Here is a 25510-nt window from a genome sequence, read left to right as displayed (position 1 = left end):
CTCACATCCTGCCCGACCCGCGGCCTGCCCGGCGACCCTCCCACGGGCCGGGCGCCGACCAGCCGAGACGCAGCGAGACGAGACGGAAGCCGAACACCAGCGCGAGGACCGCCGCCTGCGAGAACGGGCCGAGCAGGCCCGCCTCGGCGAGCGCCGCGGTGAGCGCGGCCCCCGCGAGCGCCGGGATGGCGTAGAGCTGCTTGTCCTGGAACAGCAGCGGCACCTCGTTGGTCAGCAGGTCGCGCAGGATGCCGCCCCCCACGCCCGTGAGCACGCCCGCGAAGACCGCGGCGAGCGGGCCGACGCCGTACTCCAGGGCCTTCATGGTCCCGGACAGCACGAAGAGCGCGAGGGCGCCGGCGTCGAGCACGATGATGCTGCGCCGCAGCCGCTCGAGCCGCGGGTGCCAGAAGAACGTGACGACGCCCGCGAGGGCGGCGACGGCCACGAGCCGCCAGTCGGAGATGCCGACGGGCGGGATCGCCCCGATGAGGACGTCGCGCAGGAGCCCGCCGCCCAGTCCCGCGGCCCACGCGAGCACGAGGACGCCGACGAGGTCGAACCGCTTGCGCACCGCGGCGAGCCCGCCGGACAGCGCCGCGAAGAACACGCCGCCGAGCTCGAGGGCGTCGCCGGGCACGAGGTCGAGGATCACCCCCGCATCATCCCAGCCGCCGCCTGCGGGGGCCGGGCCGGGCCGGCGCGAATGGGCGGCACACCGCGCGTGCTGCGCCGCTCGGGGATGGGACGATGGCACCCTCGAGGGAGCGGTGGCGCGGGCGTCGCGGTCCACGGCGCACGGCGGTCCGGCACGCGGCCGGGCGCCGGGCGACCGGGGCGGCACCACGAGCGGCACACGAGCGGCACCGCGAGCGCCACCGGGCGCGGCGACACGGGAGGGTCCATGGACGAGCTGGAGCTGGTGAGACTGCACGAGGACGGGGAGCACCTCGTCCTGCGCGCGACGGGTGGCGCGCAGTTCGTGCTGCCCATCACCGAGGCGCTGCGCGCGGCCGTACGGCGCGACCGCCCGCACCTGGAGCACCTGCGCGCGGAGGGCGAGCGCAACCTCGCCCCGCGCGAGATCCAGGCCCGGCTGCGGGCCGGGGACTCCGTGGAGGCGGTCGCCGAGGCCGCGGGGCTCGGGGTCGAGCACGTGCGCCGGTTCGCCGGCCCGGTCGTCGCCGAGCAGGAGTACGTCGTCGAGCGCGTGCGCGGGCTGCGCCCGGGGCACGACGAGGACTCCCCGACGGTGGGCGAGCTCGTCGCGCAGCGGCTCGCCGCGCGCGACGTCGACGCCGCAGCGGTCGCGTGGAGCGCGGCGCGCGCGCACGGCTCCCCGTGGGTCGTGACGGCGACGTTCGAGGCCGGGACCGGCGAGCGGACGGCCCGCTGGACCTACGACCCGGCGACGCGCGCGCTGCAGGCGCTGGACGACGAGGCCCGCTGGCTCTCCGGGACGGACGCCCCGCGCGACCCGGCACCGGGGGCCGTGGCGGTGTTCGACGTGGACGCGACCGCGCGCGGCGCCCGCGGCCTGCGGGCCGCACCGCCCGCCGACGACGGGACGGCCGAGCTGCTCGACGACCTGAGCCAGCGGCGCGGCGTGCGCCCGCGCAAGGACCCGGCGCCCGCGGGCGACACCGTCGGGCAGGAGCCGTTCGAGGGCTTCGGCCCGCTCGCCCCGGGGAACCGTGAGCAGAACGAGGACGAGGGCGGGTTCTCCGGCGGCCTGCCCGCGGGCGCGACCGTGGTGCACCTGCCGACGATCCGGCCCCCGCAGGGCCCGGTCGCCGCCGACGCGTCCGAGGACGGCCCCGACGAGCCCGGGCGCCCGGAGACCGATCCGTCCGGGGAGGCTGGCACGGAGGGCGACGCCCCGTCGGCCTCCGACGTCGACGGCGCCTCGAGCACGGTGCGGCCCCCGGCCGCGCGCGAGGTCCGCAAGGGCAAGAACCGGTCGCGCGCGAAGGTCCCGAGCTGGGACGAGATCGTGTTCGGGGCCCGCCCCGAGTGACGGCCGCGGCGCGTCAGCGCGGCAGGTCGAGCGGCAGCCCGTCCTCCGTCGCGTGCCGGCGCGCGACCGCCGTCGTCATGCGCCGCATGTGGTGGCGCCGGCACAGCACCTCGTAGCCGATCTCCCCCGAGCCGGCCCGGACGTCCCCGACGACGACCTGGTCGCCCTCGACGACCATGCGCCCGTCCACCGTGCGCGCGTTGTGCGTGGCGCGGCGTCCGCACCAGCACAGCGACTCGACCTGGAGGACCTCGACCCGGTCCGCGAGCTCGATGAGGCGTGCGGAGCCCGGGAACAGGCGCGTGCGGAAGTCGGCGGTGATGCCGAACGCGAAGACGTCGATCTCCGTCTCGTCGACGAGGCGTGCGAGCTGCTCGACCTGCGTCGGGGAGTAGAACTGCGCCTCGTCGCACACCAGGTAGTCCACGGGCACCGGCTCGGCGGTGACGAGCGTCCAGAAGTCGGTGTCGTCGTGGACCTCGCGCGCGACGACCTCGAGCCCGAGGCGCGAGGAGAGGCGGTCGGACCCGGCGCGGTCGTCGCGCGAGAAGATCAGCCCGCGGCGGCCGCGTGCGGCGTGGTTGTGGTCGAGCTGGAGCGCCAGGGTGGACTTTCCGCAGTCCATGGTCCCGGAGAAGAAGACGAGCTCTGCCATCGGCGGTCCTCCGCGAGGTCGGTCGGTGCGTCCGCGCCGGGTGGCTCCGGCGCGACGGGGCGCGGTCGGGTCAGGTGGCCGCGACGAGCAGCGGCACGCGCATCTCGCGCTCGGTGAGCGAGCCGTGCACGCCCACGAGCGTGAGCGACGCGGGCGTCTGGGTGCGCGAGTCGACGACGGTCGCCCGCCCCCGCAGCGCGACCATCACATCGCCGGCGGAGGCGACGGCCTCGGGCCGGGGGTCGGGCCCGAGGAAGCCGCGGGCCAGCACCTCGTCCCGCTCCAGCACGAGCGCGTCGTCGCCGAGGACGTCGCGCCAGCGCGCGGCGACGGCCGCCGTCTGGCCGGGCTCGGTATACACGTGGACGGCGCGCGGCTCGCCGCCGACGAGCTCGACGCCGCGGGCGAGCGCGGGGTCGGTCGCGACGTCGCGGCGCAGCGCCGGGTCGACGTCGACCATGCCGTGGTCCGCGGTGACGAGCACGAGCGTGCCGCGCGGCACCGACCGCACGAGGCGCGCGAGCTCGCGGTCGAGCGCCTCGAGCTCGTCGCCCCACTGCCACGACGCGCTGCCGTGGTGGTGGCCCGCCTTGTCCACCTCGCCCCAGTAGAGGTAGACGAGACCGGGCCGGGACAGCGCGCGGACGGCCGCGTCGACGCGCCCCGCCAGCGGCTCGGCGGACGCGTACGTGCCGCCCCGCAGCGCGGCGACCGTCATGCCCGACCCGGCGAACCGGGCGGGGCCGGTGGAGGTCACCGCGACGCCCGCCCCGGCCAGGCGCGCGAGCACCGGCTCCTCGCGCTGGAGCTCGGCGGGCGCGGGCGCGCCCTCCCACGACACCATGTTGGCGAGGCCGCGCGTCACCGGGTTGCGCTGCGTGTACCCGAGCATGCCCGTGCGGCCCGGCGCGGTGCCCGTGCCGAAGGCGCCGATCGCGGCGGCGGTCGTGCTGGGGAACGTCGAGGTGAGGGGCCGCGCGTCGGGCAGGAGCGAGCGCAGGAACGGGGCGTGCCCCGCGCGCTCGGCGAGGTTGAGGTGGCCGAGGCCGTCGACCAGCACGACGCACACGCGCTCGGCGCGCGGCAGGTCGAGCGCGCCGCGCGCCGTCTCGCTCACGAGCCTCGTGGCGGTCGTCAGGCCGACGCCGAGCGCGCCCGCGGCGGCGGGCAGGACGGCCGCGAGGCCGCGCGTCCCGTGCTCCGGCGCGACGAGGCCCGGAGGGAGCGCCGGGTCGGCGACCGGGGCCGGCGCGTCCGCGGGTGCCTCGCTCACCGGGCGCTGTGCCGGGTGGTCGAGCGCGACAGCGCCCGCGCGAAATCCACCGCGGCCCGGACGGCGTCGCGGCCCTCCGCCTCGGCGCTCACGCGGACGACGACGTCGTCGGGCGTGATCTGGCCGGTGAGCCCGTGGTCGGCGTCGCACGCGGGGTCGGGGCAGCCGGCGGGCTCGAGGTCGACGCGCGAGACCGCGCCCCAGCCGAGCGCGAGCGTGACCTCGAGCGGCGCGGCACCCGCACGGTGCTCGTGCGGCTCCGCCACGACGTGCGTGAGCGAGACGGACCGCACCTCGGACAGGGGCACGGCCTCGGTCGTCGCGGCGGCGGAGGCCGACGGGTTCTCGCTGTCCGCCGGGTGGTCGTCGACGTGCGCCGTGACGAGACGCGTGGGCGTGAGGACGAGCACCGTGAGGTGGCGGCGCACCTCGGTCGCGTCGAACGTCGTCTCCGGGAGCACGAGGTGCGAGACGATCTCCTCCCCCGCGACCGCGAGGTCGAGGACGTCCGCGACGAGCTCCGGGTAGTAGCCGGCGCGGTGGAGCTGGGTCGTCAGGTCGGTCCAGGCGTTGGAGGTAGCAGAGGGCACCCGCGCATTGTCCCATCCGGCGCCGGGCCGGGGCCACCCGCCGTCGGGGTCCCCGGCGCGGTCGGCCCGTCAGCCCGGCAGGGCCCGCCGGAGCGCGTCGGCCCGCTGCGCGTCGGCGAGCGTGACGCGCGCGCTGAGGACCGCGGCCCCGTGCTCCGAGACGACGACGGGGTACAGCTCGAGGCTGCGGACCTCGGGCAGGTCGTCCGCGAGCACGGACACGCGCGCCAGGACGTCCTCGAGCGCGGCCGTGGCCACCACGTGCGTGCCCATGTAGCCGAACAGGCGCGGCGCGGCCCGCACCGAGCGGACCATCGCCGCGACGTCGACGTCGGTCAGGGGCGGCACGCCGTACGCGACGTCGCCGAGGAGGTCGACGGCGTCGCCCGCGAGCCCGAACGAGACGACGGGGCCGAAGAGCTGGTCCTCGGTCGAGCGGACCACGCACGCGACCCCGGCGTCGGCCATCGCCTGGACCTCGAACGGCTCGTCCGCGGCGCCCGGCAGCACGGCCGCGAGCGCCTCGCGCATCTGCGCGAAGTCCGTGCGCAGCTCGGTCTCGTCCGCGATGTCCAGCCGCACGCCCCCGAGGTCGGCCCGGTGCCGCAGGCCTGCCGCGGTGCTCTTGAGCACCACGGGCCAGCCGACCTCGCGCGCCGCCTCGACCGCCTCGTCGGCGGTCCGCACCCGGCGCGCGGGCCAGACCCGCACGCCGTAGCACGCGAGCAGCTCCGCCGTCGTCGTCGGGTCGAGGTCGACGGCGTCCTGACCGGCGAGCGCCTCCTCGACGAGCGCGCGCGCCCGCACCGGGTCGACGCCGGCCGGGCGCACGGGCGTGCCGTGGTCGGCCTCGCGCCAGCGCGCGTAGCGCACGACCGCACCGAGCGCGGCGACGGCGTCCTCCGGCGTCGAGTAGGCGGGGACGCGCACGGGGGCCGCCCCGCTCTCCGCCCCCGGGGCTTGGGCCGAGAGCTCGTCGGTGAGGCCGTGCAGGCCGAGCATGCTCGCCACGGTCGTGCGGCCCGTGCGGGCGGCCGCGTCCGCGACGGCGCGCGAGACGTCCGCGCGCCGGGGCCCGACGACCGGGACCTGCACCACGACGACGACGTCGCACGCGTCGGGCGCGTAGAGCGCGCCGACCGTGGCGGCGAGCTCGTCGGCGGACGCGTCCTCGGGCAGGAAGTCCGAGCGCGCGACGACGAGGCCCGCCGAGGACGACGCCTCGGCGACGAGCGCGGCGAGCGACGCGGAGCTCGCGAGGATGCCGACGCGGCGCCCGGCCGGGAGCGGCTGGTGCGCGAGCAGCTGGGCGATGTCGATCATGTGGTGCGTGTTCTCGGCCCGGATGACGCCGGACTGCCGCAGCATCTCCTCGAGCGTCCGCCGCGGCGCGCGCGTCGAGCGGACCGCGTGCCCCGGCGGCACGACGTGCCCCGAGCGCCCCGCCGTCACCACGACCACGGGCTTGACCGACGCGAGGCGGCGCGCGATGCGCGAGAACTTGCGCGGGTTGCCGATGGACTCGAGGTAGAGGCACACGACCTGCGTCGCGGCGTCGTCCTGCCAGTACTGCATGAGGTCGTTGCCCGAGACGTCGGCGCGGTGCCCGGCGGACAGGAACGACGACACGCCCAGGCCGCGCCGCGCCGTCGTCGCGAGGAGCGTCACGGCCATGGGCGCGGACTGGCTGAACAGGCCCACCACGCCGGGGGCCGGCAGGTCGTGGGCGAGGGTCGCGGCGAGGGCGGGGCGGTCGGGCGCGTCGCCCGTGCGCAGCAGCCCGTAGCTCGCGGGCCCGACGACGCGCAGCCCCGCCGTGTGCGCGACGCGCAGGAGCTCGCGCTGCAGCGCGAGCCCGTCCGGACCCGTCTCGGCGAAGCCGGCCGACAGCACGACGACGCCGCGCACCTCGAGGCGCGCGAGCCGGCGGACGGCGTCGATCGCCGCGGGCGGGGGCAGCGCGACGACGGCGAGGTCGACGGGACCGGGTACGTCGGCGAGGGTCGCGGACCACCGCTCCTCCCCCGGGCCGCGCGCGGCCCCCACGACGTGGACCGTCACGTCGCTGCGCTCGAGCGCGGCGAGCGCGCGCTGCGCGAGCAGGCGGTCGAGGGCCTCGCCGTCGTGCTCCGCGCGCGCGTCGGCCGGGGCGTCGGGGCCCACGAGCACGACGCTCGTGGCGCCCAGCAGCCCCTGCATGCTCCGGGCCTCCGCGCGGTGCTCGCGGTCGGCCATGACGGCCCGCGACCGCTCCGTGGGGTCGAGGTCGACGCTGACCTGGACGAAGCCGTCGTCCATCTGCTGGCGCACGTCGTACCCCGCCTCGCGGAACACCGCGAGCATCTTGCCGTTCTGGGGCAGCACCTCGGCCGTGAAGCGGCGCACACCGCGCTCGCGCGCCGCCGCGGCGACGTGCTCCAGCAGCACGGAGCCCAGGCCCCGGCCCTGCGCGGAGTCCGCGATGTTGAAGGCGACCTCCGCCTCGGAGGGGCCGGTGCGGTCGAACCGTGCGACGCCGATGATGTCCTCGCCGCCGTCCCCGGGGGCGCCGTCGCGCGGGCGCACCGCGACGAGCGCGACGCGGTCCACGTGGTCGACGCGCGTGAAGCGCTCGAGGTCGCGCTCGGACAGCCGTTCCATGGGCGCGAAGAACCGCAGGTAGGTGGAGCGCTCGGACTGGCCGACGTGAAAGCGCTGGAGCGCGTCGGCGTCCTCGGGGCGGATGGGCCGCACGTGCGTGGTGGTCCCGTCGCGCAGCACGACGTCGGCCTCCCACTCCACCGGGTACCGGTCCGGGTCCCGCCCCGGCGCGCCGTCGTCCACGACCCCAGGCTATGCGGTCGCGCGCGCGGTGCGCCTGCGCCACCCCGGCCCGCGCCGGGAGGACAATGGTCCCGGCAGGCAGTCCCGGCACGTGCCACGGCAGGCGCCGTGGCACGGCGTGTCGGACGCGTGGCGTACCCTCGCGTGCGGCACGCAACCGCAGCACCCCGGCCGGCCCAGCACCGGCCACGACGGCACAGACCCCGCGCCACCGCGGCGCACCGAACGGCAGGAGCCCGCAGGCCCATGGCGCGCAAGTCCTCGACCCCCTCGATCGACCCGGCCGAGGTGAACGAGAAGATCGTCGACGTCGACGTCCAGGCGGAGATGGAGACGTCGTTCCTCGAGTACGCCTACTCCGTCATCTACTCGCGCGCCCTGCCCGACGCGCGGGACGGCCTCAAGCCCGTCCAGCGCCGCATCCTCTACATGATGGCCGACATGGGGCTGCGCCCCGACCGCGCCCACGTGAAGTCGGCGCGCGTCGTCGGCGAGGTCATGGGCAAGCTGCACCCGCACGGCGACGCCGCGATCTACGACGCACTGGTGCGCCTCTCCCAGGACTTCTCGCTCCGGCTGCCGCTGGTCGACGGGCACGGCAACTTCGGAACGCTCGACGACGGCCCCGCGGCCTCCCGGTACACCGAGGCCCGTCTCGCGCCGCCGTCGCTCGCGATGACGGCGGGGCTCGACGAGGACGTCGTCGACTTCGTGCCGAACTACGACAACAAGCTCCAGCAGCCCGAGGTCCTGCCCGCCGCGATCCCCAACCTGCTGGTCAACGGCGCGTCGGGCATCGCGGTCGGCATGGCGACCAACATGGCGCCGCACAACCTCGTCGAGGTCGTCGCCGCGGCACGCCACCTCGTCGCGCACCCGGACGCCGACCTCGAGGCGCTCATGCGGTTCGTGCCCGGCCCGGACCTGCCGACGGGCGGCAAGATCGTCGGCCTCGACGGCGTCCGGGACGCCTACCGCACGGGCCGCGGGACGTTCCGCACGCGCGCGACCGCACGCGTCGAGAGCCTCACGCCGCGCCGCAAGGGCATCGTCATCACCGAGCTGCCCTACCTCGTCGGGCCGGAGAAGGTGATCGAGAAGATCGCCGAGGGCGTCAAGACGAAGAAGATCCAGGGGATCACGGCCGCGACCGACCTCACGGACCGCGAGCACGGGCTGCGCATCGTCGTCGAGGTGAAGACGGGCTTCAACCCCGAGGCGGTGCTCGAGCAGCTCTACAAGTTCACGCCGCTCGAGGACTCGTTCGGCATGAACAACGTCGCGCTCGTCGACGGCCAGCCGCGCACGCTCGGCCTGCGGGAGATGCTGTCGGTGTGGGTCGACCACCGCATCGACGTGGTGCGCCGTCGTTCCGCGTACCGGCTGCGCAAGCGCTCCGAGCGGCTGCACCTCGTGGACGGCCTGCTCGTCGCGATCGTCGACATCGACGAGGTCATCCAGGTGATCCGGTCGTCCGACGACACGGCGACCGCCCGCGGCCGCCTGCAGACGGTGTTCGACCTGTCGGAGCCGCAGGCGGAGTACATCCTCGAGCTCCAGCTGCGCCGCCTCACCAAGTTCTCGCGCATCGAGCTCGAGAAGGAGCAGGAGACGCTGCGCCGCGAGATCGAGGAGCTCCAGGAGATCCTCGGCAGCGACGCACGGCTGCGCGCCGTGGTGTCGGGCGAGATGGCGGACGTCGCCAAGACGTACGGCACCCCGCGCCGCACGATCCTGCTGGAGTCCGCGGGCGCCGCACCGACGACGACCGCGGCCGTCCCGCTCGAGGTCGCCGACACCACGTGCTGGGCGCTGTTCTCCGCGACCGGGCTGCTCGCCCGCACGAGCGACGAGACGGAGCCCGCGCGCTCGGGGCCGCGCGCCGCGCACGACGTGCTGCGCGCCGCCGTCCGCACGACCGCGCGCGGCGAGGTCGGCCTCGTCACGAGCCGGGGCCGCATGCTGCGCGTCTCCGTGCTCGACCTGCCCGCCCTCCCGCCGACGGACAACGCGCCGAGCCTGTCCGGCGGCGTCCCGCTCAGCGAGGTCGTCGCGCTCGAGCCGGGCGAGGAGGCAGTGACCATCGCGTCGCTCGACCCCGACGCTCCCCCGCTCGCGCTCGGCACCGCGCAGGGCGTCGTCAAGCGCGTCACGCCGGGCGACGTGCCGGGCAACCGCGACGAGTGGGAGGTCATCGGGCTCAAGGACGGCGACACCGTCGTGGGCGCGGCGCCCGCGACGGACGCCGACGAGCTCGTCTTCGTCTCCAGCGACGCGTCCCTGCTGCACTTCGACGCGTCCGCGGTGCGGCCCCAGGGCCGCCCGGCGGGCGGCATGGCCGGCATCCGGCTCGCCGACGGCCAGCGGGTCGCGTTCTTCGGCGTCGTCCCGGCCGACGTGCGCGACCTCGGCGTCGTCGTCACCGTGGCCGGGTCGTCCGACGCGCTCCCCGGGACCCAGACCGGCGCCGGCAAGGTGACCCCGTACGAGCTCTACCCCGGCAAGGGCCGCGGGACCGGCGGCGTCCGCGCGCACCGGTTCCTCAAGGGCGAGGACGCGCTCATCCTCGCGTGGGTCGGGCAGGGTCCGGCGCGGGCGACCGGGTCGGGCGGGCAGTCGGTCGACCTGCCCCCGGTCGACCAGCGCCGCGACGGGTCGGGCACGCCGCTCGCGTCGCCGGTCACCGCCGTCGGCTAGCGCGGCCGCGCCGGCACCTCCGGCCGTCCGTCGGGAGACTTCGGGACCTTCGCTCGACCTGCGAGCCCCCGGGATTGGGTCATTCTCGGAGTGTGGCAGGAAACCAGGGGGGTGCCGTCCGCACGCCGCCGGAGCCGGACGGGACCGCCGGCCCCGTCGACTACCACGCCGTCTTCTCGGTCCTCACGGCCCCCAAGGCGGTCCTCGCGCCGGACCTCACGATCCTCGACGCGAACGAGTCGCTCCTGCGGACGATCGACGTGCCCGCGAGCGCCGTCGTCGGGCGCCACTACCTCGACGTCTTCCCGGCCCAGGGACCGGACCAGGGCGCCGTCGACCGGGTCGTGCTGTCGCTCGAGCGGGTCGCGCGCACGGGGCAGATCGAGATGATCGGCCCCCACCGGTACGACCTGCGCGGGACTGCCGGCGGGTGGGTCGAACGCTGGTGGCTCACGACGAACCTCCCGGTGCTCGACGCCGCGGGCCGGGTCACGGCCGTCGTGCACCGCGCGGAGGACGTGACGTCGGTCGTGCTGGCCGGCGGGGTCGCTATCCCGGACGTGGGGCGCACCACCGGCCCCGCCGACGCCACCGCGCTCTCGGTCGTCGACCAGGCTCTGCTGCTCGGGTCGTCCGTCGACCGGTACGCGGACGTCATCACGCGCGAGCGCAGCGCGTCGCTCGCTCTCCAGGACTCCGTGCTCACGCCTCCCCCGCGCATCCCCGGTCTGACGATCGACGTGCGGTACCGCCCGGCGGTGCCGGAGGTCCACGTCGGCGGGGACTGGTACGACGCGTTCGTGCACCCCGACGGCGAGACGACGGTCGTGGTCGGCGACGTCACCGGGCACGACGTCGCCGCCGCGGCTCACATGGGGCACCTGCGCGGGGTGCTGCGCTCGGTCGCGTTCGCGACGGACGCCGGTCCTGCCGAGGCGCTCGACGCCGCCGAGCGCACCGCGGAGGGTCTCGGGCTGCAGGCGCTGTCGACCGTCGCCGTCGCGCGCGTCGGCATCCCCGGCCCGGCAGGGAGGCGCGCGGTGTGCTGGGCGAGCGCCGGGCACGTGCCGCCCGTCGTGCGTCGCGCGGACGGGACCGCCCACCTGCTCACGGCACGCCCGTCACCGATGCTCGGCGTCGGGCTCGGGGGCCCGCGCGCCGAGCACGCGATGTCACTCGGCCCGGGTGACACGCTCCTGCTCTACACCGACGGGCTCGTCGAGCGCCGGGACCGGTCCCTGCGGGACGTGCTCGACGAGCTGCCGGGCCGCGTCGAGGCGCTCGGCGACGTCGCGCCGGACCAGCTGCTCGACGCGCTCCTCGCGGAGCTCGTGCCGCTCGGCTCCCAGGACGACGTCGCTCTCGTCATGGTGCACGTCGACGGCGAGGGCACGGCCGCGGGCGCCTAGCCAGGTACTGCCAGAACCCTGCTGGAGCGGGACTCCCACGCGGCCCCGGGGCAGGTGTCGAATGGTGCGCGTACCCCACAGCGAGGAGAGCTCCATGAAGGCCACCGTCATCTACGGCGCGGGCGACGTCTGCGTCGAGACCCGTCCCGACCCGACGATCCTCGAGCCGACCGACGCGATCGTCCGCGCGGTGCGCGCGTGCGTCTGCAGCTCGGACCTGCACCCGTACCGGTCGATGGGTCGCACCGACGAGGGCGTCCCGATCGGCCACGAGCTCCTCGGCGTCGTCGAGGAGGCCGGGTCTGCCGTCACGACGGTCCGCCCCGGCGACCTCGTGATCGCGCCGTTCGCCTGGTCGGACAACACGTGCGACGTGTGCCGCGACGGGTTCCAGACCGCGTGCCCCCACGGGGGCTTCTACGGCAACCCCGGCGACGTCGGCGGCCAGCAGGCCGAGCTCGCGCGCATCCCGCTCGCGGACGGCAGCCTCGTCGCCGTGCCCGACGTCGACGAGGCGAGCCCGCTCCTGCCCTCACTGCTCACGCTCTCGGACCTGTACCTCACGGGGTACCACACCGCGCACATGGCGCGCGTGTCCCCGGGCCAGACCGTGGCGGTCGTCGGCGACGGCGCGGTCGGGCTGTCCGCCGTGCTCGCCGCACGCCAGATGGGCGCCGAGCGCATCATCCTCATGGGCCGTCACGAGGCCCGGACCGACCTGGGGCGCGAGTGGGGCGCGACCGACGTCGTCGCCGAGCGCGGCGCCGAGGACGTGCAGCGGGTCCTCGACCTCACGGACGGCCTGGGCAGCCACGTCGTCGTGGAGGCCGTCGGGCACCTGCCCGCCTACGAGCAGTCCTACGGCGTCGTGCGCGCCGGAGGCGTGATCAGCCGCGTGGGCGTCCCGCAGTACGACGACGCCCCTGTCGGCTTCGCCTCGCTGTTCGGCCGCAACATCACGCTCACCGGCGGGCCTGCCCCCGTCCGCGCCTACCTTGAGGACGCGATCCCGCAGGTGCTGAGCGGCGCGATCGACCCCGGCCGCGTTTTCGACAAGGCCGTCGCGCTCGACGACATCGCCGACGGCTACGCCGCGATGGACCGCCGCGAGTCCCTCAAGACGATCGTCACGTTCTGACCGGCGGGACGCTCGGACCGGGCGGGCGCGGCGTGGGGGTGCCGCCCGCCCGCGCCGCGCGCCGTCGTCCCGCACTCCCGTGAAGGACGTGGAGGCCATGGACAACCGTTCCGAGGTGCGGGAGTTCCTCATGAGCCGTCGAGCGCGGGTGACGCCCGAGCAGGCGGGCATCGAGACGTACGGCGGCCGTCGACGCGTCGACGGGCTGCGCCGCGACGAGGTCGCCCGTCTCGCCGGGGTGAGCGTCGACTACCACACGCGACTCGAGCGCGGGAACCTGCGGGGCGTGTCCGACGCCGTGCTCGAGTCCGTCGCGCGGGCGCTCCTCCTCGACGCGGCCGAGCGGGAGCACCTGCTCGACCTCGCGCGCACCGCCAACCCCGTCGGCGCGCGCCCGCCGCGCGGCCACGGCGACACGCCGGTGCGCCCGGAGCTGCAGTACCTGCTCGACGCGATCACCACCGCGCCGGCGTTCATCCAGAACAACCGCATGGACCTCGTCGCCGCCAACGCGCTCGGGTCCGCGATGTACGCGCCCATGATCGCGGGCTCCGCGGGACCGGCGAACTTCTCGCGCCACATCTTCCTCGACCCCGCGTCCCACGACTTCTACCCCGACTGGGACCGGGCGGCCTGGACGAACGTCACGATCCTGCGCCGCGAGGCGGGCCGCAGCCCGCACGACAAGCGGCTCCAGGCCCTCGTCGGCGAGCTGTCGACGCGCAGCGAGCGGTTCCGCGAGTTGTGGGCGTCCCACGACGTGCGGCGGCACTACGCCGGGCAGAAGACGTTCCGGCACCCCGTCGTGGGGGACCTCGAGCTGCACTACCAGACGCTCGAGCTCCACGGCGACCCCGGGCTCGGCATGACCGTGTACACCGCGACGCCGGGCTCCCCGACGGAGGAGTCGCTGCGCCTGCTCGCGTCATGGGCGGCCACCGCGGCCTCGACCACCGCGACCTTCACCGACTGAGAGGAACCCATGGACCTGGACGACCTGCTGGCCGAGCTCGACGCCGGGCGGACGATCCCTGGCGGCTCGCCGCTGCACGCCGTCATGCACCGCACGAGCCAGGAGGCGCTGCGCATCGCCGGTGAGCTCAACGGCGCATACCGCTCGCCCGAACGGGTCCGCGAGCTCCTCGCGGAGCTGACGGGCAAGCCCGTGCACGAGTCCGTGAACCTCTTCCCGCCCTTCACCGCCGACTTCGGCAAGAACATCACCCTGGGGCGTGACGTGTTCGTCAACTCCGGCTGCCGGCTCCAGGACCAGGGCGGCATCGTCGTCGGGGACGGGTGCCTCATCGGGCACAACGCCGTCCTCACGACCCTCAACCACGACCTCGACCCGGCCCGCCGCGCCGACATGCACCCGGCGCGCGTCGTCCTCGGCCGCAACGTCTGGCTCGGGACGAACGTGACCGTCCTCCCGGGCGTGACGATCGGGGACGACGCCGTCGTGGGGGCCGGTTCCGTCGTCACCCGGGACGTGCCGCCGCGCACGGTCGTCGTCGGCTCACCCGCTCGCGTCGTCCGCTCGCTCGACGCCTGAGGCCTCAGTCGCCCTCGAACCGCAGCTCTGACCCGAGCTCCCGACGACACCGTTCGGCGAGCACGACGACCGCGCCCAGGACGACGGCGTCAGGAGGGGACGAGCGGTCCATGAGGATGTGCAGCTCGTCGAGGAGCTGTTCCATCTCGGAGCCGCTGAGCACGACGTCACCGTACGGATCGACCCGCGCGAGCATCGGCAAGCCGCTCGCCGGGAGCAGCCGGGCCAGCACGTCACCGTCGTCGGGCACCACGTCGACAGACGTCGTGGAACGACGCCGGGGACTCGTCCCCTGCTGAACGACCCTCGCGAGCGTCACGTCGACGCCCATGCGGCTCCTCCCTTCTCCGCGACGGGGAACACCGCCGCACGCTCTCGACGGAGCACACCGAGCACGAGCAGCACCTGGCCGACGACGTAGGTGAGCATGACCCAGAAGCCGTGCCCGGGCAGGTCGTACCACGGGGCGAAGGCGTTCAGCGCGATGAGCGCGTCGGACAGGAGGAAGACCGCACCACCGACCGCGGCGAGCCGGTCGACGCCCGTCGCGACCACGGCCATCGTCACGAGGCACACGCCGTAGACGACGACGGGGACGAGCAGCGACCCGGCGTCCGGCGCGCACGCGACGACGAGGGCGAGCAACGCGAGGCCGTACGGCACGAGCGCGAGCGGGCGGCGCAGGACGGAGCCCGCGCGGTAGGGCCAGAACGCGATCGTGTACGTGATCTGGGCACAGAGGAAGAACCCGACCATGACCAGGAAGGCGGTGTCGCCGTCGGCGAGGTCGGGCGCGGTGTCGCCGAGCCACGAGAAGCCCAGCGCGACGAGCGTGAGCCGGACGAGCCGCGAGCGCCGGCCCGGGCCGTGGGCGGCGTGGCGCCGCGTGGCGAGCCAGAGGCAGCCCGCCAGGACCGGCATGAGGAACCACTGCGACGTGTCGGCGAGGGTCTCGGCACCGAGGAGGTGGGCGGCGAGGTGGACGAGGGTGAGCAGGGCGAGCACGCCCCACGCGACGATCATGGGCGAGGAGACTCCTTCGGTCGTGCACCGGCTTCCTTGCCGGCGGTGGCCGATCCTAGCGCCTGGGACCGGGGCGAATGACCTTGTGGGGCACCCCGGTGCGCGCGAGCATGGGGTGATGACCGAGCCCGTGCGGTGGACCCGCGCAGCCGTCTACCCGGACATGTGGGTGGACCCGGACGAGGACCCGCGCAACACCGACGGCGTGAGCCCGGACGGCGAGCTCGCGACGCTGCTCGACTACACGGCGAGCTACCGGACGACGCTGCTCATGAAGTGCGAGGGACTCGACCCCGAGCAGCTCGCACGGCGCTCCGTGCCGCCGTCGACGATGTCGTTGCTCGGCCTTGTCCGCCATCTCGCGGAGGTCGAGCGGGAGTGGCGCGGGTGGGTCTCCGACGACGACGGCGAGCCGGCGCTGTACGGGGGGCACGACGCGGACTTCGACGGCGCGGTCGCCGACCAGCGCGTGGTCGACGAGGCGTACGCGAACCTGGCGCGCGAGCAGGCCGCGACCGACGCGGTGCTGGCCCGGCACCCGGACCTCGGGGAGCGGCTCGGCGCGGACCGGGTCGCGGTCCGCGAGGTCCTGGTCCACCGGATCGAGGAGTACGCCCGGCACTGCGGGCACGCCGACCTCCTGCGCGAGCGGATCGACGGCAGGACCGGTCAGTAGGGCCTCAGCCGACGACGGCCCTGCCGCTCACGTCGTCGCGCGTCCCGCCGTCCCCGGTGTCGAGGTCGCGGCGTCCGCGACGAGGACGCGCCCGTCGCGCACCTCGGCCGCGAAGACCGCCAGGGGTCTGCGGTCCTTGCCCCCGGCGTCGAGCACGTCGCCGGTGTCGACGTCCCAGACCTGCTTGAGCATCGGGGTGGTCACGGTGTCGACGTCGCGCTCCGTGCCGTCGTCGAGCGTGACGCGGTGCGTGCCGACGAGGCCGCGCGACATGACGTTGGCGCCGGAGTAGGGGTCCCGCTGCTGGACAGCGCGCACGGTGCCGTCGGCGAGCCGGAAGACGGCGATCTGGATCCCGCCCAGGAGGGCCCCGACCCCGCGCTCGGGCTCGAGGTCGTCGAGCGCGCAGATGTCGACGAACGTGCTCATCGGATGTCCTCCAGCTCGGCGCGGGCAGCAACGAGCGCGACGTCGCGCGCCGCGCGGGGGTCCGGGTAGGCGACGGCGTCGGTCTCGTCGGCGGGACGGACCTGCCCGCGCTCGGGGACGAACGCGAGGTCGCCGTCGACGGCCTCCGGCGCGTTGACGAACGGCGTGAACTTGCGCAGCTTGGCCGGGTCCGCGAGCGTCGCGCTCCACTCGTCCTCGTAGTCGCGCACGTGCTCGGCCATCGCGGCCTCGAGCTCGTCGGCGATCCCCAGCGAGTCCTCGACGACGACGCGGCGCAGCTCCTCGAGCCCGCCCGCGCGCTCCGCGACCCAGGGCGCCGTGCGCTGGAGACGGTCGGCCTCCTGGACGTAGAGCATGAGGAACCGGTCGACGTAGCGGACCAGGGTCTCGTCGTCGAGGTCCTCGGCGAGGAGCTGGGCGTGGGCCGGCTGGGCTCCGCCGTTCCCGCCGACGTAGAGGTTCCACCCCTTGTGGGTCGCGATGATGCCGACGTCCTTGCCACGAGCCTCGGCGCACTCGCGCGCGCACCCGGAGACGCCGAACTTGATCTTGTGCGGCGAGCGCAGGCCGCGGTAGCGCAGCTCGAGCCGCACCGCCATGGCCGACGAGTCCTGCACGCCGAACCGGCACCACGTACGCCCGACGCACGTCTTCACGGTGCGCAGCGACTTCCCGTACGCGTGCCCGGACTCGAAACCCACGGCCGTCAGGCGCCGCCAGATCTCCGGGAGCTGGTCGAGGCGCGCGCCGAACATCGCGAGCCGCTGGCCGCCGGTGACACGCACGTAGAGCCCGAAGTCGTCGGCGACCTTCGCGAACTCCAGGAGCTGGTCCGCACGCACCTCGCCCCCGGGCATCCGCGGGATCACCGAGTAGGTGCCGTTCTTCTGCAGGTTCGCCATGACGTGGTCGTTGGTGTCCTGGAGCGCGGCCTGCTCGCCCTCGAGGACGTGCCCGCGGCGCAGCGTCGAGAGGATCGACGCGACGGTCGGGCGGCAGACCGCGCAGCCGCGGCCCGTCCCGTGCGCCGCGACGATCTCGGAGAACGTGCGCAGCCCTTCCTCCCGCACGATCCGGTACAGGGTCGCCCGGGACATCGCGAAGTGCTCGCACAGCGCGTCCGAGACGGTGACCCCTGCCCGGGACAGCTCGCCGTTCAGCAGCTTGGTGAGCGCCGGGACGCACGACCCGCACACCGTGCCCGCCGTCGTGCAGTCCTTGACCTGCCCGATCGTCCGGCAGCCGTGCTCGGTCACCGCGGCCCGGACCGTCCCCGCGTCGACGTTGTTGCACGAGCACACGACGGCCTCGTCGGGCAGCTCGGTCTCGGCCAGGCCCTCGCCGTCGGGCGCGATCACGGCCGCGGGGTCGGCGCCGAGCGGGCGGCCCAGGAGCGGACGCAGCGCCGAGTAGAGCTCGATGTCGCCGACGAACACGCCGCCCAGCAGCGTCGTCGCGTCGTCCGAGAGCACGAGCTTGCGGTACCGGCGGTGGATCGGGTCGACGAACGAGACCTCGAGCGCGCCCGCGCTCACCGCGTTGACGTCGCCGAACGACGCCGCCTCGACGCCCACGCCCTTGAGCTTGGTGCCGTCGTCGGTGCGCCGGTGCACGCGCTCGCCGCCGAGGAAGCGGTCGACGACGACGTCGGCCATGTCGTTCCCGGGCGCGACCAGGCCCGCGCACGCGCCGTCGACCGACGCGCACTCGCCGATCGCCCACACGCCCGGGTCGGAGGTCTGGCACGCCTCGCCGACGACGACGCCGCCGCGTTCGCCGATCGCCAGGCCCGCCTCGCGCGCCACCCTGTCGCGCGGACGGATGCCCACGGAGAAGACGACGACGTCCGTCGCCAGCTCAGAGCCGTCCGTGAGCTCGACCGAGCCCACGGACCCGTCGCCCGCAGGCAGGAACCGGTGCGCGCCCGCACCCGTGCGGACCGTGACGCCGAGGTCCTCGATGAGCAGGCGCAGCATCTCGCCGCCACCCTGGTCGAGCTGGACGCTCATGAGCCGGTCGGCGAACTCCACGACCGTGGCCTCCGCGCCCAGCCGCTGGAGCGCCGCCGCCGCCTCGAGGCCCAGCACGCCACCGCCCACGACGACGCCGCGCACCGCCCGCCCCAGCGCCCGCTCGCGCAGGCGCACCCACTCGGCGAGCCGCTCGACGTCGTCCAGCGTGCGGTAGGTGAACAGTCCCGGCAGGTCCGTGCCCTCCGCGCGCGGCGTCCACGCCCACGAGCCGGTCGCGAGCACCGCGCGGTCGTAGTGGACCTGTCGCCCCGACCGTGTCGTCACGACGCTCGCCGTGCGGTCGAGCGACGCGACCGCGTCCCCGGTGACGAGCGTGACGCGCGGGTCGTCCCACACCGCGCGGTCCAGGGTGAGGGCGTCCACGTCGCGGGCGTCGAACCACTCGGACAGGTGCACGCGGTCGTACGGCTCGTGCGGCTCGTCGCCGATCACGGTGACGGACCAGGTGCCCTCGGGGTCGCGCGTGCGCAGGCCCGCGACGAGGCGGTGGGCCGTCATGCCGGCGCCGACGACGACGATCCGGTCGCCGTCCAGGGGGCCGTCGGGGGACGGGGGCTGAGAGGGGGAGGGCACAGGGAGCACTTTCGAGAGGCGGAGGCTGTGTCGAGGCCCCGACCCGGGTGCGACCGGTGCCTGCCCCGACCCTAGGCGACGCGGTCCGACCACAGCCGCCCCCGGGACCAAGGTCCTCGGTACCCACGGCGAAAGCCACCCGCCCGGCCATGCGTGCGGTGGCGACGGCACGACGCCGCGTCCCCTCCGGGGCGCGGCGTCGTGCCGAGCGCTCGGCGGCGCGTCAGGCGTTCGCGAGCTCGCGGGCCTCGTCGGCCAGCTGGTCCTCGTAGCGACGCACGACGCGGCTCACGGTCGACCGCGACGCCGAGACCCGCTGGGCGATCTCGCGCTGGTTGAGGCCCTCGCGTGCGAGCTCGACGATGCGGCGGTCGCGCTCGACCATCGGGTCCTCGCCGAGCGTCGTTCCGGCGTCGTCCGCCGGCGTCGCCTCCACGTCCTGGGGACGCGGGAGGTCGAAGACCTCGACGCGGCGCGTGTGCCCCGTCACGGCCGGCGGCTCGGGGGCCGACGGCGTCTCCGCCTCCTCGGGGACGGGCTGCTCCCACGGGAGCGGCCGGGTGCGACCGAAGATCTCCTTCACCCGTGCCTCGAGGTCCGGCAGGGCCTCGAACGCGGGCTCGGCAGCGGGCGCGCCCTCCGCGGTCTCCGCGTCGGTCGCCTCGGCCGTCGCCTCGGCGGCGGGCAGGTCGCGGGTCACCTCGCGCACCGGGAGGTCGGCCGACGGCGCACCGTCCGTCGGGACCTCGTCGAGCAGCGCGGCGTCGGTCGTCACGACGTCGGTCGTCACGACGTCGGTCGTCACGACGTCGGTCGTCACGACGTCGGTCGTCACGACGTCGACCGGTTCGGGAGTCGGGGAAGTCTCGACCGCGTCGGTGTCGTCGTGGCGCGCGGGCTCCGCCGCGAGCAGCGCCGGGCCGCTCGCCCCGGCGGACACGGCCGCCACGGCCACGGGCGCCTCGGCGGGCGCGGGAGCCTCGGACACCGCAGCCCCCGCCTTGCCGCGCGCGGTGCCGCGCTTCGCGGAGCTCGCCCCGATGAGGTCGAGCCGGTTGCCGTGCCGCTCGGCGGCCTCGAGGCGGTCGACCCAGACCTGCATGCGGCGCTCGAAGTCCTCGACCGTCAGCAGCTTGAGCGCGGCGTCGCGGGCGGCGCGCTGCCGCTCGTGCGCGGCGCGGACCTTGCGCAGGTCCGCGGGCGAGCCAGCGCTGTCGGCGCGCGCGTCGCGCCACTGCTCCAGCGCGGAGACGTACCCGTGGACGCGCAGCTCACGACGACGCTCCTCGAGCGTGTGCCCCGTGACCATGTGCCGCTCCCCCACGAGGGCGAGGTGCCACATGAGCGCGGCGACCAGCGGCGGCACGAACCGGAACACCACCATGTACGGGGTGCTCGCCGTCGGGACGGCGATCTCGTGGAGAGCGGCGAACAGGCCCGACGTGCCCGAGAGCACCCACGTGAGCGCGAGGAGCACGCCGTAGGGCCGCCCCTCCAGCGCCGCGTTGCGCGCCATGAGCGCCACGGCGACGAGGCTGATCTCGAGGAAGCCCGCGAGCCCGTACGCCTCGAGCGGCGACATGTGCGCCACCTCGAGACCGAACAGGACCATGCCGCTGTACGCCAGGGCGGTGGCGATCGTCGCCGCGATGACCACCGCCACCATCGGGAGGTGCCGGCCGCGATAGCGCACCTGCCGCGGGGAACCGCCCGCGTCGGTCTGGTCCTGCTGTGTCACGTCGTCCTCCGAAAAGTGGTGTGGGCGCACATATCCCAACACTCAGGACGATCCGCGTCAACGTACCGGAAGGGGCGAACCGCGACCGGGCCCGGACGACACCGCACGACCTGCCCGGAACGGCACGACGCCGCGCCCCCGGACAGGGACGCGGCGTCGGTCGGAGCGGTGACCTCAGACGTTGAAGCCGAGCGCGCGGAGCTGCTCCTTGCCGTCGTCGGTGATCTTCTCCGGACCCCACGGCGGCATCCAGACCCAGTTCACGCGGAAGCCGTCGACGAGGCCCTCGAGCGCCTGCGCGGACTGGTCCTCGATGACGTCGGTCAGCGGGCACGCCGCGGACGTGAGCGTCATGTCGATGACGGCGTGGTTGTTCTGGTCGATCTGGATGCCGTAGACGAGGCCGAGGTCGACGACGTTGATGCCGAGCTCCGGGTCGATGACGTCGCGCATCGCCTCCTCGACGTCCGCGACGTTCGGCGGGCTCGGCGTGGCGCCCTCGGCGGGCGCGCCGGTCTCGGTGGTCATCGGTTCTCCTCCGTCGTTCCCCGCGCGGCGAGCGCCGCGTCGGAAGCCATTGCGGTTGATGCGTCGCCCAGCGTGCTCAGGGCGCCCGAGGTGACGAGCGAGTCGCGCAGCGCGGCCCAGCCGAGCAGGGCGCACTTGATCCGTGCCGGGTAGCGCGAGACGCCCGTGAATACCGTGGCGTCACCGAGCTCGTCCTGCGCGGCCTCGTCGAGGCCCTTGCCGCGCGAGCCCATGAGCTCGCGGAACACGTCGCCGAGGTGCTCGGCCTCGGCGGCCGGCCGCCCCGTCACGAGGTCGGTGAGGACGGACAGGGACGCCTGCGAGATGCTGCACCCCTGCCCCTCCCAGCTCACGCGGTCGATCGTGTCGCCGGCGAGCTCGACGCGCAGCGTCACCTCGTCGCCGCACGTGGGGTTCACCTGGTGCGACTGGCCGCTGGCCGCGCCGTCGGCCACCTCGACCAGGCCCCGGCCGTGCGGGGTCTTCGCGTGGTCCAGGATGACCTGCTGGTACATCTGCTCGATCGAACTCATCGGGTCCTCTCTCAGTCCACCGAGAAGAACGCGCGCACACCGGCCAATGCTTCCCGGAACGCGTCGACGTCCTCGCGCGTGGTGTACACCGACGCGGACGCGCGCGCGGTCGCGGCGACCCCGAAGCGGCGGTGCAGGGGCTGGGCGCAGTGGTGACCGACGCGCACGGCGATGCCCGCGTCGTCGAGCACCTGGCCGACGTCGTGCGCGTGCACGCCGTCCACGACGAACGACACGACGGCGAGCCGGTCCTCGGGCTCGCGCGGGCCGATGATGCGCACGCCGGGGATCTCCCCGATGCGCAGCAGCTCCGCGGCGAGCTCGAGCTCGTGCGCGGCGACGCCGTCCATCCCGAGCTCGTGCAGGTACTTCGCGGCGGCGCCGAACCCGACGACCTGCGCGACGGGCTGGGTGCCCGCCTCGAACCGCTGCGGCGGCGCCATGTACGACGACTCGGTCATCGTGACGACCTCGATCATCGACCCGCCGGTCGTCACGGGCGGCAGCGCCTCGAGCAGCTCGCGCCGCCCGTACAGCACGCCCACGCCCGTGGGCCCGAGCATCTTGTGCGCCGAGAACGCGGCGAAGTCGACGCCGAGCGCGGGCAGGTCCACCGGCAGGTGCGGCACGGACTGGCACGCGTCGAGCACCGTGAGCGCCCCGACCTCGCGCGCCCGGGCCACGATCGGCTCGACCGGCGTGACCGCACCCGTCACGTTCGACACGTGCGTGAAGGCTACGACGCGCGTGCGCTCGGTGATGACGGTCGCCGCGTCCTCGACGCGCACGCGACCGTCGTCGTCCGCCTCGAACCAGCGCAGGACGGCCCCGGTGCGGGCCGCGAGCTCCTGCCACGGCACGATGTTCGCGTGGTGCTCCGCCTCCGTGATGACGATCTCGTCGCCCGGCGCGAGCGCGAAGCGGCGGGCCGCCTCTCCCCCGCGACCGAGCGTCGCGTTCGAGATCCCGTACGCGACAAGGTTGATCGCGGCCGTCGCGCCCGACGTCCAGACGATCTCGCCCGGGCGCGCGCCGACGAACGCCGCGACGTCGGCCCGGGCGTCCTCGAACGCCTCGGTCGCCTCCTCGGCGAGCTGGTGCGCGCCGCGGTGCACCGCCGCGTTGCGCTCCTCGTAGAAGTCGACCTCGGTGTCGAGGACGACCTGCGGCTTCTGCGCGGTGGCCGCGGAGTCGAGGTAGACGAGCGGACGACCACCGCGCACGGTGCGCTCGAGCAGCGGGAAGTCCGCCCGCACGGCGGCGAGCTCCACGTCGGTCAGGCGCGCCGGACCGGCGTGCTGCCCTGCGGGGTGCGCGGTGGTCGTCATGGTCGTCTCCTCAGGTGGTGCGAGCGCTCAGGCCGAGGCGGCCGAGGCGGACTCGACGGCGCCACCGAGGTAGCGGTCGTAGCCCTCCTCCTCCAGACGCTCGGCGAGCTCCGGGCCGCCCTCCTCCGCGACCTTGCCGTCGACGAAGACGTGGACGAAGTCCGGCTTGATGTAGCGCAGGATGCGCGTGTAGTGCGTGATGAGCAGGACGCCCGCCTGGGTCGCCTCGTGGACGCGGTTCACGCCCTCGGAGACGATGCGCAGCGCGTCGACGTCGAGGCCCGAGTCGGTCTCGTCGAGGACGGCGAACTTCGGCTGCAGGAGCTCCATCTGGAGGATCTCGTGGCGCTTCTTCTCACCGCCGGAGAAGCCCTCGTTGACCGAGCGCTCGGCGAAGGAGTCGTCCATGCGCAGGCGCTCCATGGCGCCCTTGACGTCCTTGACCCAGTGGCGCAGCGCGGGGGCCTCGCCGTCGATCGCGGTCTTCGCGGTGCGCAGGAAGTTGGACACGGAGACGCCGGGGACCTCGACCGGGTACTGCATGGCGAGGAACAGGCCCGCGCGGGCGCGCTCGTCGACGCTCATGGCGAGGACGTCCTCGCCGTCGAGCGTCACGGTGCCGCCGGTGACCTGGTACTTGGGGTGGCCGGCGATCGAGTAGGCGAGCGTGGACTTGCCCGAGCCGTTCGGGCCCATGATGGCGTGGACCTCGCCGCTGGCGATCGTCAGGTCGACGCCGCGCAGGATCGGCTTCGGCCCTTCCTTGGTCTCGACGCTGACGTGCAGGTCGCGGATCTCGAGAGTGGACATCAGTGGTTCTCCAAGAGGTTCTTGAGCTGGGGGCGCGCGCGGCGCGCCGGGTCAGAGAAGGTCGGGTCAGGTGGGAGCGACGACGCGGTCGACGTCGACGAGCACCTGCTCGCCGTCGACCGTCACCGGGTAGACCGGCACGGGCCGCATCGCGGGCAGCGCGGTCGGCATGCCGGTCCGCAGGTCGAACTGCGAGCCGTGCAGCCAGCACTCGACGAAGCAGCCCTCGACCTCCCCGTCGGACAGGGACACGGCCCCGTGCGAGCAGATGTCGGAGATCGCGTGCCACCCGCCGTCGCCGTCGCGCACGACCGCGACCTCGACGACGCGCCCGTCCTCGGCCGGGAGCTCGACGCGCAGCGCCTCCTCCGGGCCGAGGTCGGACGTCGTGCAGGCGGGCTGTGCGGTCACGCCGTCGCCTCGGCGGGCTCGGCGCTCCCGTCGATGATCGACATGGACTTGCTCAGCTCGCGCTCGATCGCCTCGAGCAGGCGCTCCTCGACCGACGCGACGCCGATCTCCTGGATGAGCTCGGCGAAGAAGCCGCGGACGACGAGGCGGCGCGCCTCGACCTCCGGGATGCCGCGAGCCTGCAGGTAGAAGAGCTGCTCGTCGTCGAAGCGGCCGGTCGCGGACGCGTGCCCCGCGCCCTCGATCTCGCCCGTCTCGATCTCGAGGTTCGGCACCGAGTCCGCGCGCGCGCCGTCCGTGAGGACGAGGTTGCGGTTGAGCTCGTACGTGTCCGTGCCCTCGGCCTCGGCCCGGATGAGCACGTCCCCGACCCACACGGCGTGCGCGCCCTCGCCCTGCAGCGCGCCCTTGTACGTCACACGGGACTTGCAGCGCGGGACGGCGTGGTCGACGAACAGGCGGTGCTCCTGGTGCTGGTCCGCGTCCGCGAAGTAGAGGCCCACCATCTCGACCTCGCCGCCCTCGGCGGTGAACTCCGCGTCCGGGGTGACGCGCACGACGTCGCCGCCGAGCGTGACGACCACGTGCTTGAGGCGCGCGTCGCGCCCGATCCGCGCGCGGTGCGACGACGCGTGCACGGCGCCGTCGGCCCAGTCCTGGACGGACACGACGGTGAGGTGCGCGCCGTCCTCGACGACGATCTCGACCGTCTCGTTGAGCGTCGCGGCGCCCACGTGGTCGAGCACGACGACGGCCTCGGAGTGCCGCTCGGCGCGCACGAGGACGTGGCTCGCCGTCGGCGTGGAGCCGTGGCCCTCGATGCGGACCGAGGTGACGTCGGAGGCGACGGCCTCCTTCGGCACCGTGACGACGGTGGCCTGCTCGAAGGCGTTCCACGCCGTCACGGCCGTGCGGTCGCCGGGCTTGCCGGCGGTGCCGAGACGCTCGTCGTCGCGGCCGACGATCGTGACCTCGACCTCGGGCGCCTCGACGACCGTGACGCGCACGTCGCCGCCGCCGCTCTGCCCGACGATCGTGTCGTCGAACAGGGGCGCGAGGCGCGCCACGGGCGAGAAGCGCCACTCCTCCTCGCGCCCGGAGGGCACGGGGATGTCGGCGAGGTCGAACGACGTGAGCCGCTCGGCGCGCGAGCCCTGGGGCACGACGACGCCGTGGGAGTGCGCCCCGTCGGCCTGCGCGCGCGAGTGGTCGGTGGTCAGACCGGCCTCTTCGGGAACGGTGGTGGTGGTCAT

The 25510-nt window shown here is 74.8% G+C and carries 23 protein-coding genes; 7 read left to right on the top strand and 16 right to left on the bottom strand.

The window, feature by feature from the left end; genetic code table 11:
• Window position 1: 1 nt before the first annotated feature.
• Complete coding sequence (locus ACPCUX_RS11030) at window positions 2-655, bottom strand: trimeric intracellular cation channel family protein (RefSeq protein ID WP_137280421.1); 654 nt, start codon at window positions 653-655, stop codon at window positions 2-4.
• A gap of 249 nt (window positions 656-904) precedes the next feature.
• Between ACPCUX_RS11030 and sepH the strand changes: the two genes are divergently transcribed.
• Complete coding sequence (gene sepH / locus ACPCUX_RS11025) at window positions 905-2017, top strand: septation protein SepH (protein ID WP_391515844.1); 1113 nt, start codon at window positions 905-907, stop codon at window positions 2015-2017.
• Window positions 2018-2030: 13 nt separating this feature from the next.
• Here the strand turns inward: sepH and ACPCUX_RS11020 are convergent, their stop codons facing one another.
• The 4 genes from ACPCUX_RS11020 to ACPCUX_RS11005 all read right to left on the bottom strand — a co-directional run bounded on the left by ACPCUX_RS11020 (window position 2031) and on the right by ACPCUX_RS11005 (window position 7358).
• Entirely contained in the window at window positions 2031-2672 is a 642-nt protein-coding gene (locus ACPCUX_RS11020) for a thymidine kinase (protein WP_061268210.1), read from the bottom strand.
• A gap of 70 nt (window positions 2673-2742) precedes the next feature.
• Entirely contained in the window at window positions 2743-3945 is a 1203-nt protein-coding gene (locus ACPCUX_RS11015; protein WP_423388756.1) for an alkaline phosphatase family protein, read from the bottom strand.
• Window positions 3942-4535 (bottom strand): DUF5998 family protein, encoded by a 594-nt coding sequence (locus ACPCUX_RS11010; RefSeq protein ID WP_043652060.1) that lies wholly within the window; start codon window positions 4533-4535, stop codon window positions 3942-3944. The genes ACPCUX_RS11015 and ACPCUX_RS11010 overlap by 4 nt, the downstream gene beginning before the upstream one ends.
• Window positions 4536-4604: 69 nt before the next feature.
• Window positions 4605-7358 (bottom strand): GNAT family N-acetyltransferase, encoded by a 2754-nt coding sequence (locus tag ACPCUX_RS11005; RefSeq protein WP_423388755.1) that lies wholly within the window; start codon window positions 7356-7358, stop codon window positions 4605-4607.
• A 246-nt stretch (window positions 7359-7604) separates the two neighbouring features.
• Between ACPCUX_RS11005 and ACPCUX_RS11000 the strand changes: the two genes are divergently transcribed.
• The 5 genes from ACPCUX_RS11000 (at window position 7605) to ACPCUX_RS10980 (ending at window position 14154) form a co-directional block, all read left to right on the top strand.
• The gene (locus ACPCUX_RS11000; protein WP_415298631.1) at window positions 7605-10055 is read left to right on the top strand and encodes a DNA gyrase/topoisomerase IV subunit A; all 2451 of its coding nucleotides are present in this window, start codon (window positions 7605-7607) and stop codon (window positions 10053-10055) included.
• 92 nt (window positions 10056-10147) lie between these two features.
• Window positions 10148-11464, top strand: coding sequence for a PP2C family protein-serine/threonine phosphatase (locus tag ACPCUX_RS10995; RefSeq protein ID WP_423388754.1), 1317 nt, complete (start codon window positions 10148-10150; stop codon window positions 11462-11464).
• A gap of 94 nt (window positions 11465-11558) precedes the next feature.
• Window positions 11559-12602, top strand: coding sequence for a zinc-binding dehydrogenase (locus tag ACPCUX_RS10990; RefSeq protein ID WP_423388753.1), 1044 nt, complete (start codon window positions 11559-11561; stop codon window positions 12600-12602).
• Between the two features lie 97 nt (window positions 12603-12699).
• A complete protein-coding gene (locus ACPCUX_RS10985) occupies window positions 12700-13575 on the top strand; it encodes a helix-turn-helix transcriptional regulator (protein WP_085388044.1) in 876 nt (291 codons plus the stop codon).
• A 9-nt stretch (window positions 13576-13584) separates the two neighbouring features.
• On the top strand, window positions 13585-14154 hold the full coding sequence (locus ACPCUX_RS10980; RefSeq protein WP_423388752.1) for a DapH/DapD/GlmU-related protein: 570 nt from the start codon (window positions 13585-13587) through the stop codon (window positions 14152-14154).
• A gap of 4 nt (window positions 14155-14158) precedes the next feature.
• Here ACPCUX_RS10980 and ACPCUX_RS10975 read toward each other — a convergent pair whose 3' ends face one another.
• Together ACPCUX_RS10975 and ACPCUX_RS10970 are read right to left on the bottom strand one after the other, a co-directional pair.
• Window positions 14159-14407: a hypothetical protein gene (locus tag ACPCUX_RS10975; protein ID WP_144723176.1), complete on the bottom strand. Its 249-nt coding sequence runs from the start codon at window positions 14405-14407 to the stop codon at window positions 14159-14161.
• A gap of 62 nt (window positions 14408-14469) precedes the next feature.
• Window positions 14470-15177 (bottom strand): lysoplasmalogenase, encoded by a 708-nt coding sequence (locus ACPCUX_RS10970; protein ID WP_423388751.1) that lies wholly within the window; start codon window positions 15175-15177, stop codon window positions 14470-14472.
• 118 nt (window positions 15178-15295) lie between these two features.
• Here ACPCUX_RS10970 and ACPCUX_RS10965 point away from each other — a divergent pair, with 118 nt between their 5' ends.
• On the top strand, window positions 15296-15853 hold the full coding sequence (locus tag ACPCUX_RS10965) for a DinB family protein (RefSeq protein WP_034656065.1): 558 nt from the start codon (window positions 15296-15298) through the stop codon (window positions 15851-15853).
• Between the two features lie 27 nt (window positions 15854-15880).
• On the opposite strand, the gene ACPCUX_RS10960 is transcribed toward ACPCUX_RS10965, so the two are convergent.
• From ACPCUX_RS10960 to sufD, 9 genes are all read right to left on the bottom strand, one after another.
• Entirely contained in the window at window positions 15881-16282 is a 402-nt protein-coding gene (locus ACPCUX_RS10960; RefSeq protein WP_423388750.1) for a nitrite reductase (NAD(P)H) small subunit, read from the bottom strand.
• Window positions 16279-18834: a nitrite reductase large subunit NirB gene (gene nirB / locus ACPCUX_RS10955; protein ID WP_363374526.1), complete on the bottom strand. Its 2556-nt coding sequence runs from the start codon at window positions 18832-18834 to the stop codon at window positions 16279-16281. Before nirB ends, ACPCUX_RS10960 begins: the two co-directional genes overlap by 4 nt.
• A gap of 298 nt (window positions 18835-19132) precedes the next feature.
• Entirely contained in the window at window positions 19133-20647 is a 1515-nt protein-coding gene (locus ACPCUX_RS10950; RefSeq protein ID WP_423388749.1) for a helix-turn-helix domain-containing protein, read from the bottom strand.
• Window positions 20648-20821: 174 nt separating this feature from the next.
• Complete coding sequence (locus ACPCUX_RS10945) at window positions 20822-21175, bottom strand: metal-sulfur cluster assembly factor (protein ID WP_021480871.1); 354 nt, start codon at window positions 21173-21175, stop codon at window positions 20822-20824.
• Window positions 21172-21708: a Fe-S cluster assembly sulfur transfer protein SufU gene (sufU, locus tag ACPCUX_RS10940; protein ID WP_415298616.1), complete on the bottom strand. Its 537-nt coding sequence runs from the start codon at window positions 21706-21708 to the stop codon at window positions 21172-21174. The genes ACPCUX_RS10945 and sufU overlap by 4 nt, the downstream gene beginning before the upstream one ends.
• Window positions 21709-21719: 11 nt before the next feature.
• On the bottom strand, window positions 21720-23036 hold the full coding sequence (locus ACPCUX_RS10935; RefSeq protein WP_423388748.1) for a cysteine desulfurase: 1317 nt from the start codon (window positions 23034-23036) through the stop codon (window positions 21720-21722).
• Between the two features lie 27 nt (window positions 23037-23063).
• On the bottom strand, window positions 23064-23846 hold the full coding sequence (sufC, locus tag ACPCUX_RS10930) for a Fe-S cluster assembly ATPase SufC (protein ID WP_021480874.1): 783 nt from the start codon (window positions 23844-23846) through the stop codon (window positions 23064-23066).
• A gap of 66 nt (window positions 23847-23912) precedes the next feature.
• Window positions 23913-24257, bottom strand: a complete 345-nt coding sequence (locus ACPCUX_RS10925) for a non-heme iron oxygenase ferredoxin subunit (RefSeq protein ID WP_021480875.1) — start codon at window positions 24255-24257, stop codon at window positions 23913-23915.
• A complete protein-coding gene (gene sufD, locus ACPCUX_RS10920; RefSeq protein ID WP_034656076.1) occupies window positions 24254-25510 on the bottom strand; it encodes a Fe-S cluster assembly protein SufD in 1257 nt (418 codons plus the stop codon). Before sufD ends, ACPCUX_RS10925 begins: the two co-directional genes overlap by 4 nt.

It is taken from the genome of Cellulosimicrobium sp. AB352 (assembly GCF_049538415.1).
Taxonomy (GTDB): Bacteria; Actinomycetota; Actinomycetes; order Actinomycetales; family Cellulomonadaceae; genus Cellulosimicrobium; species Cellulosimicrobium funkei.
Note: the sequence above shows the minus strand (reverse complement) of the source record. Positions and strands in the feature narration are given on the sequence as shown.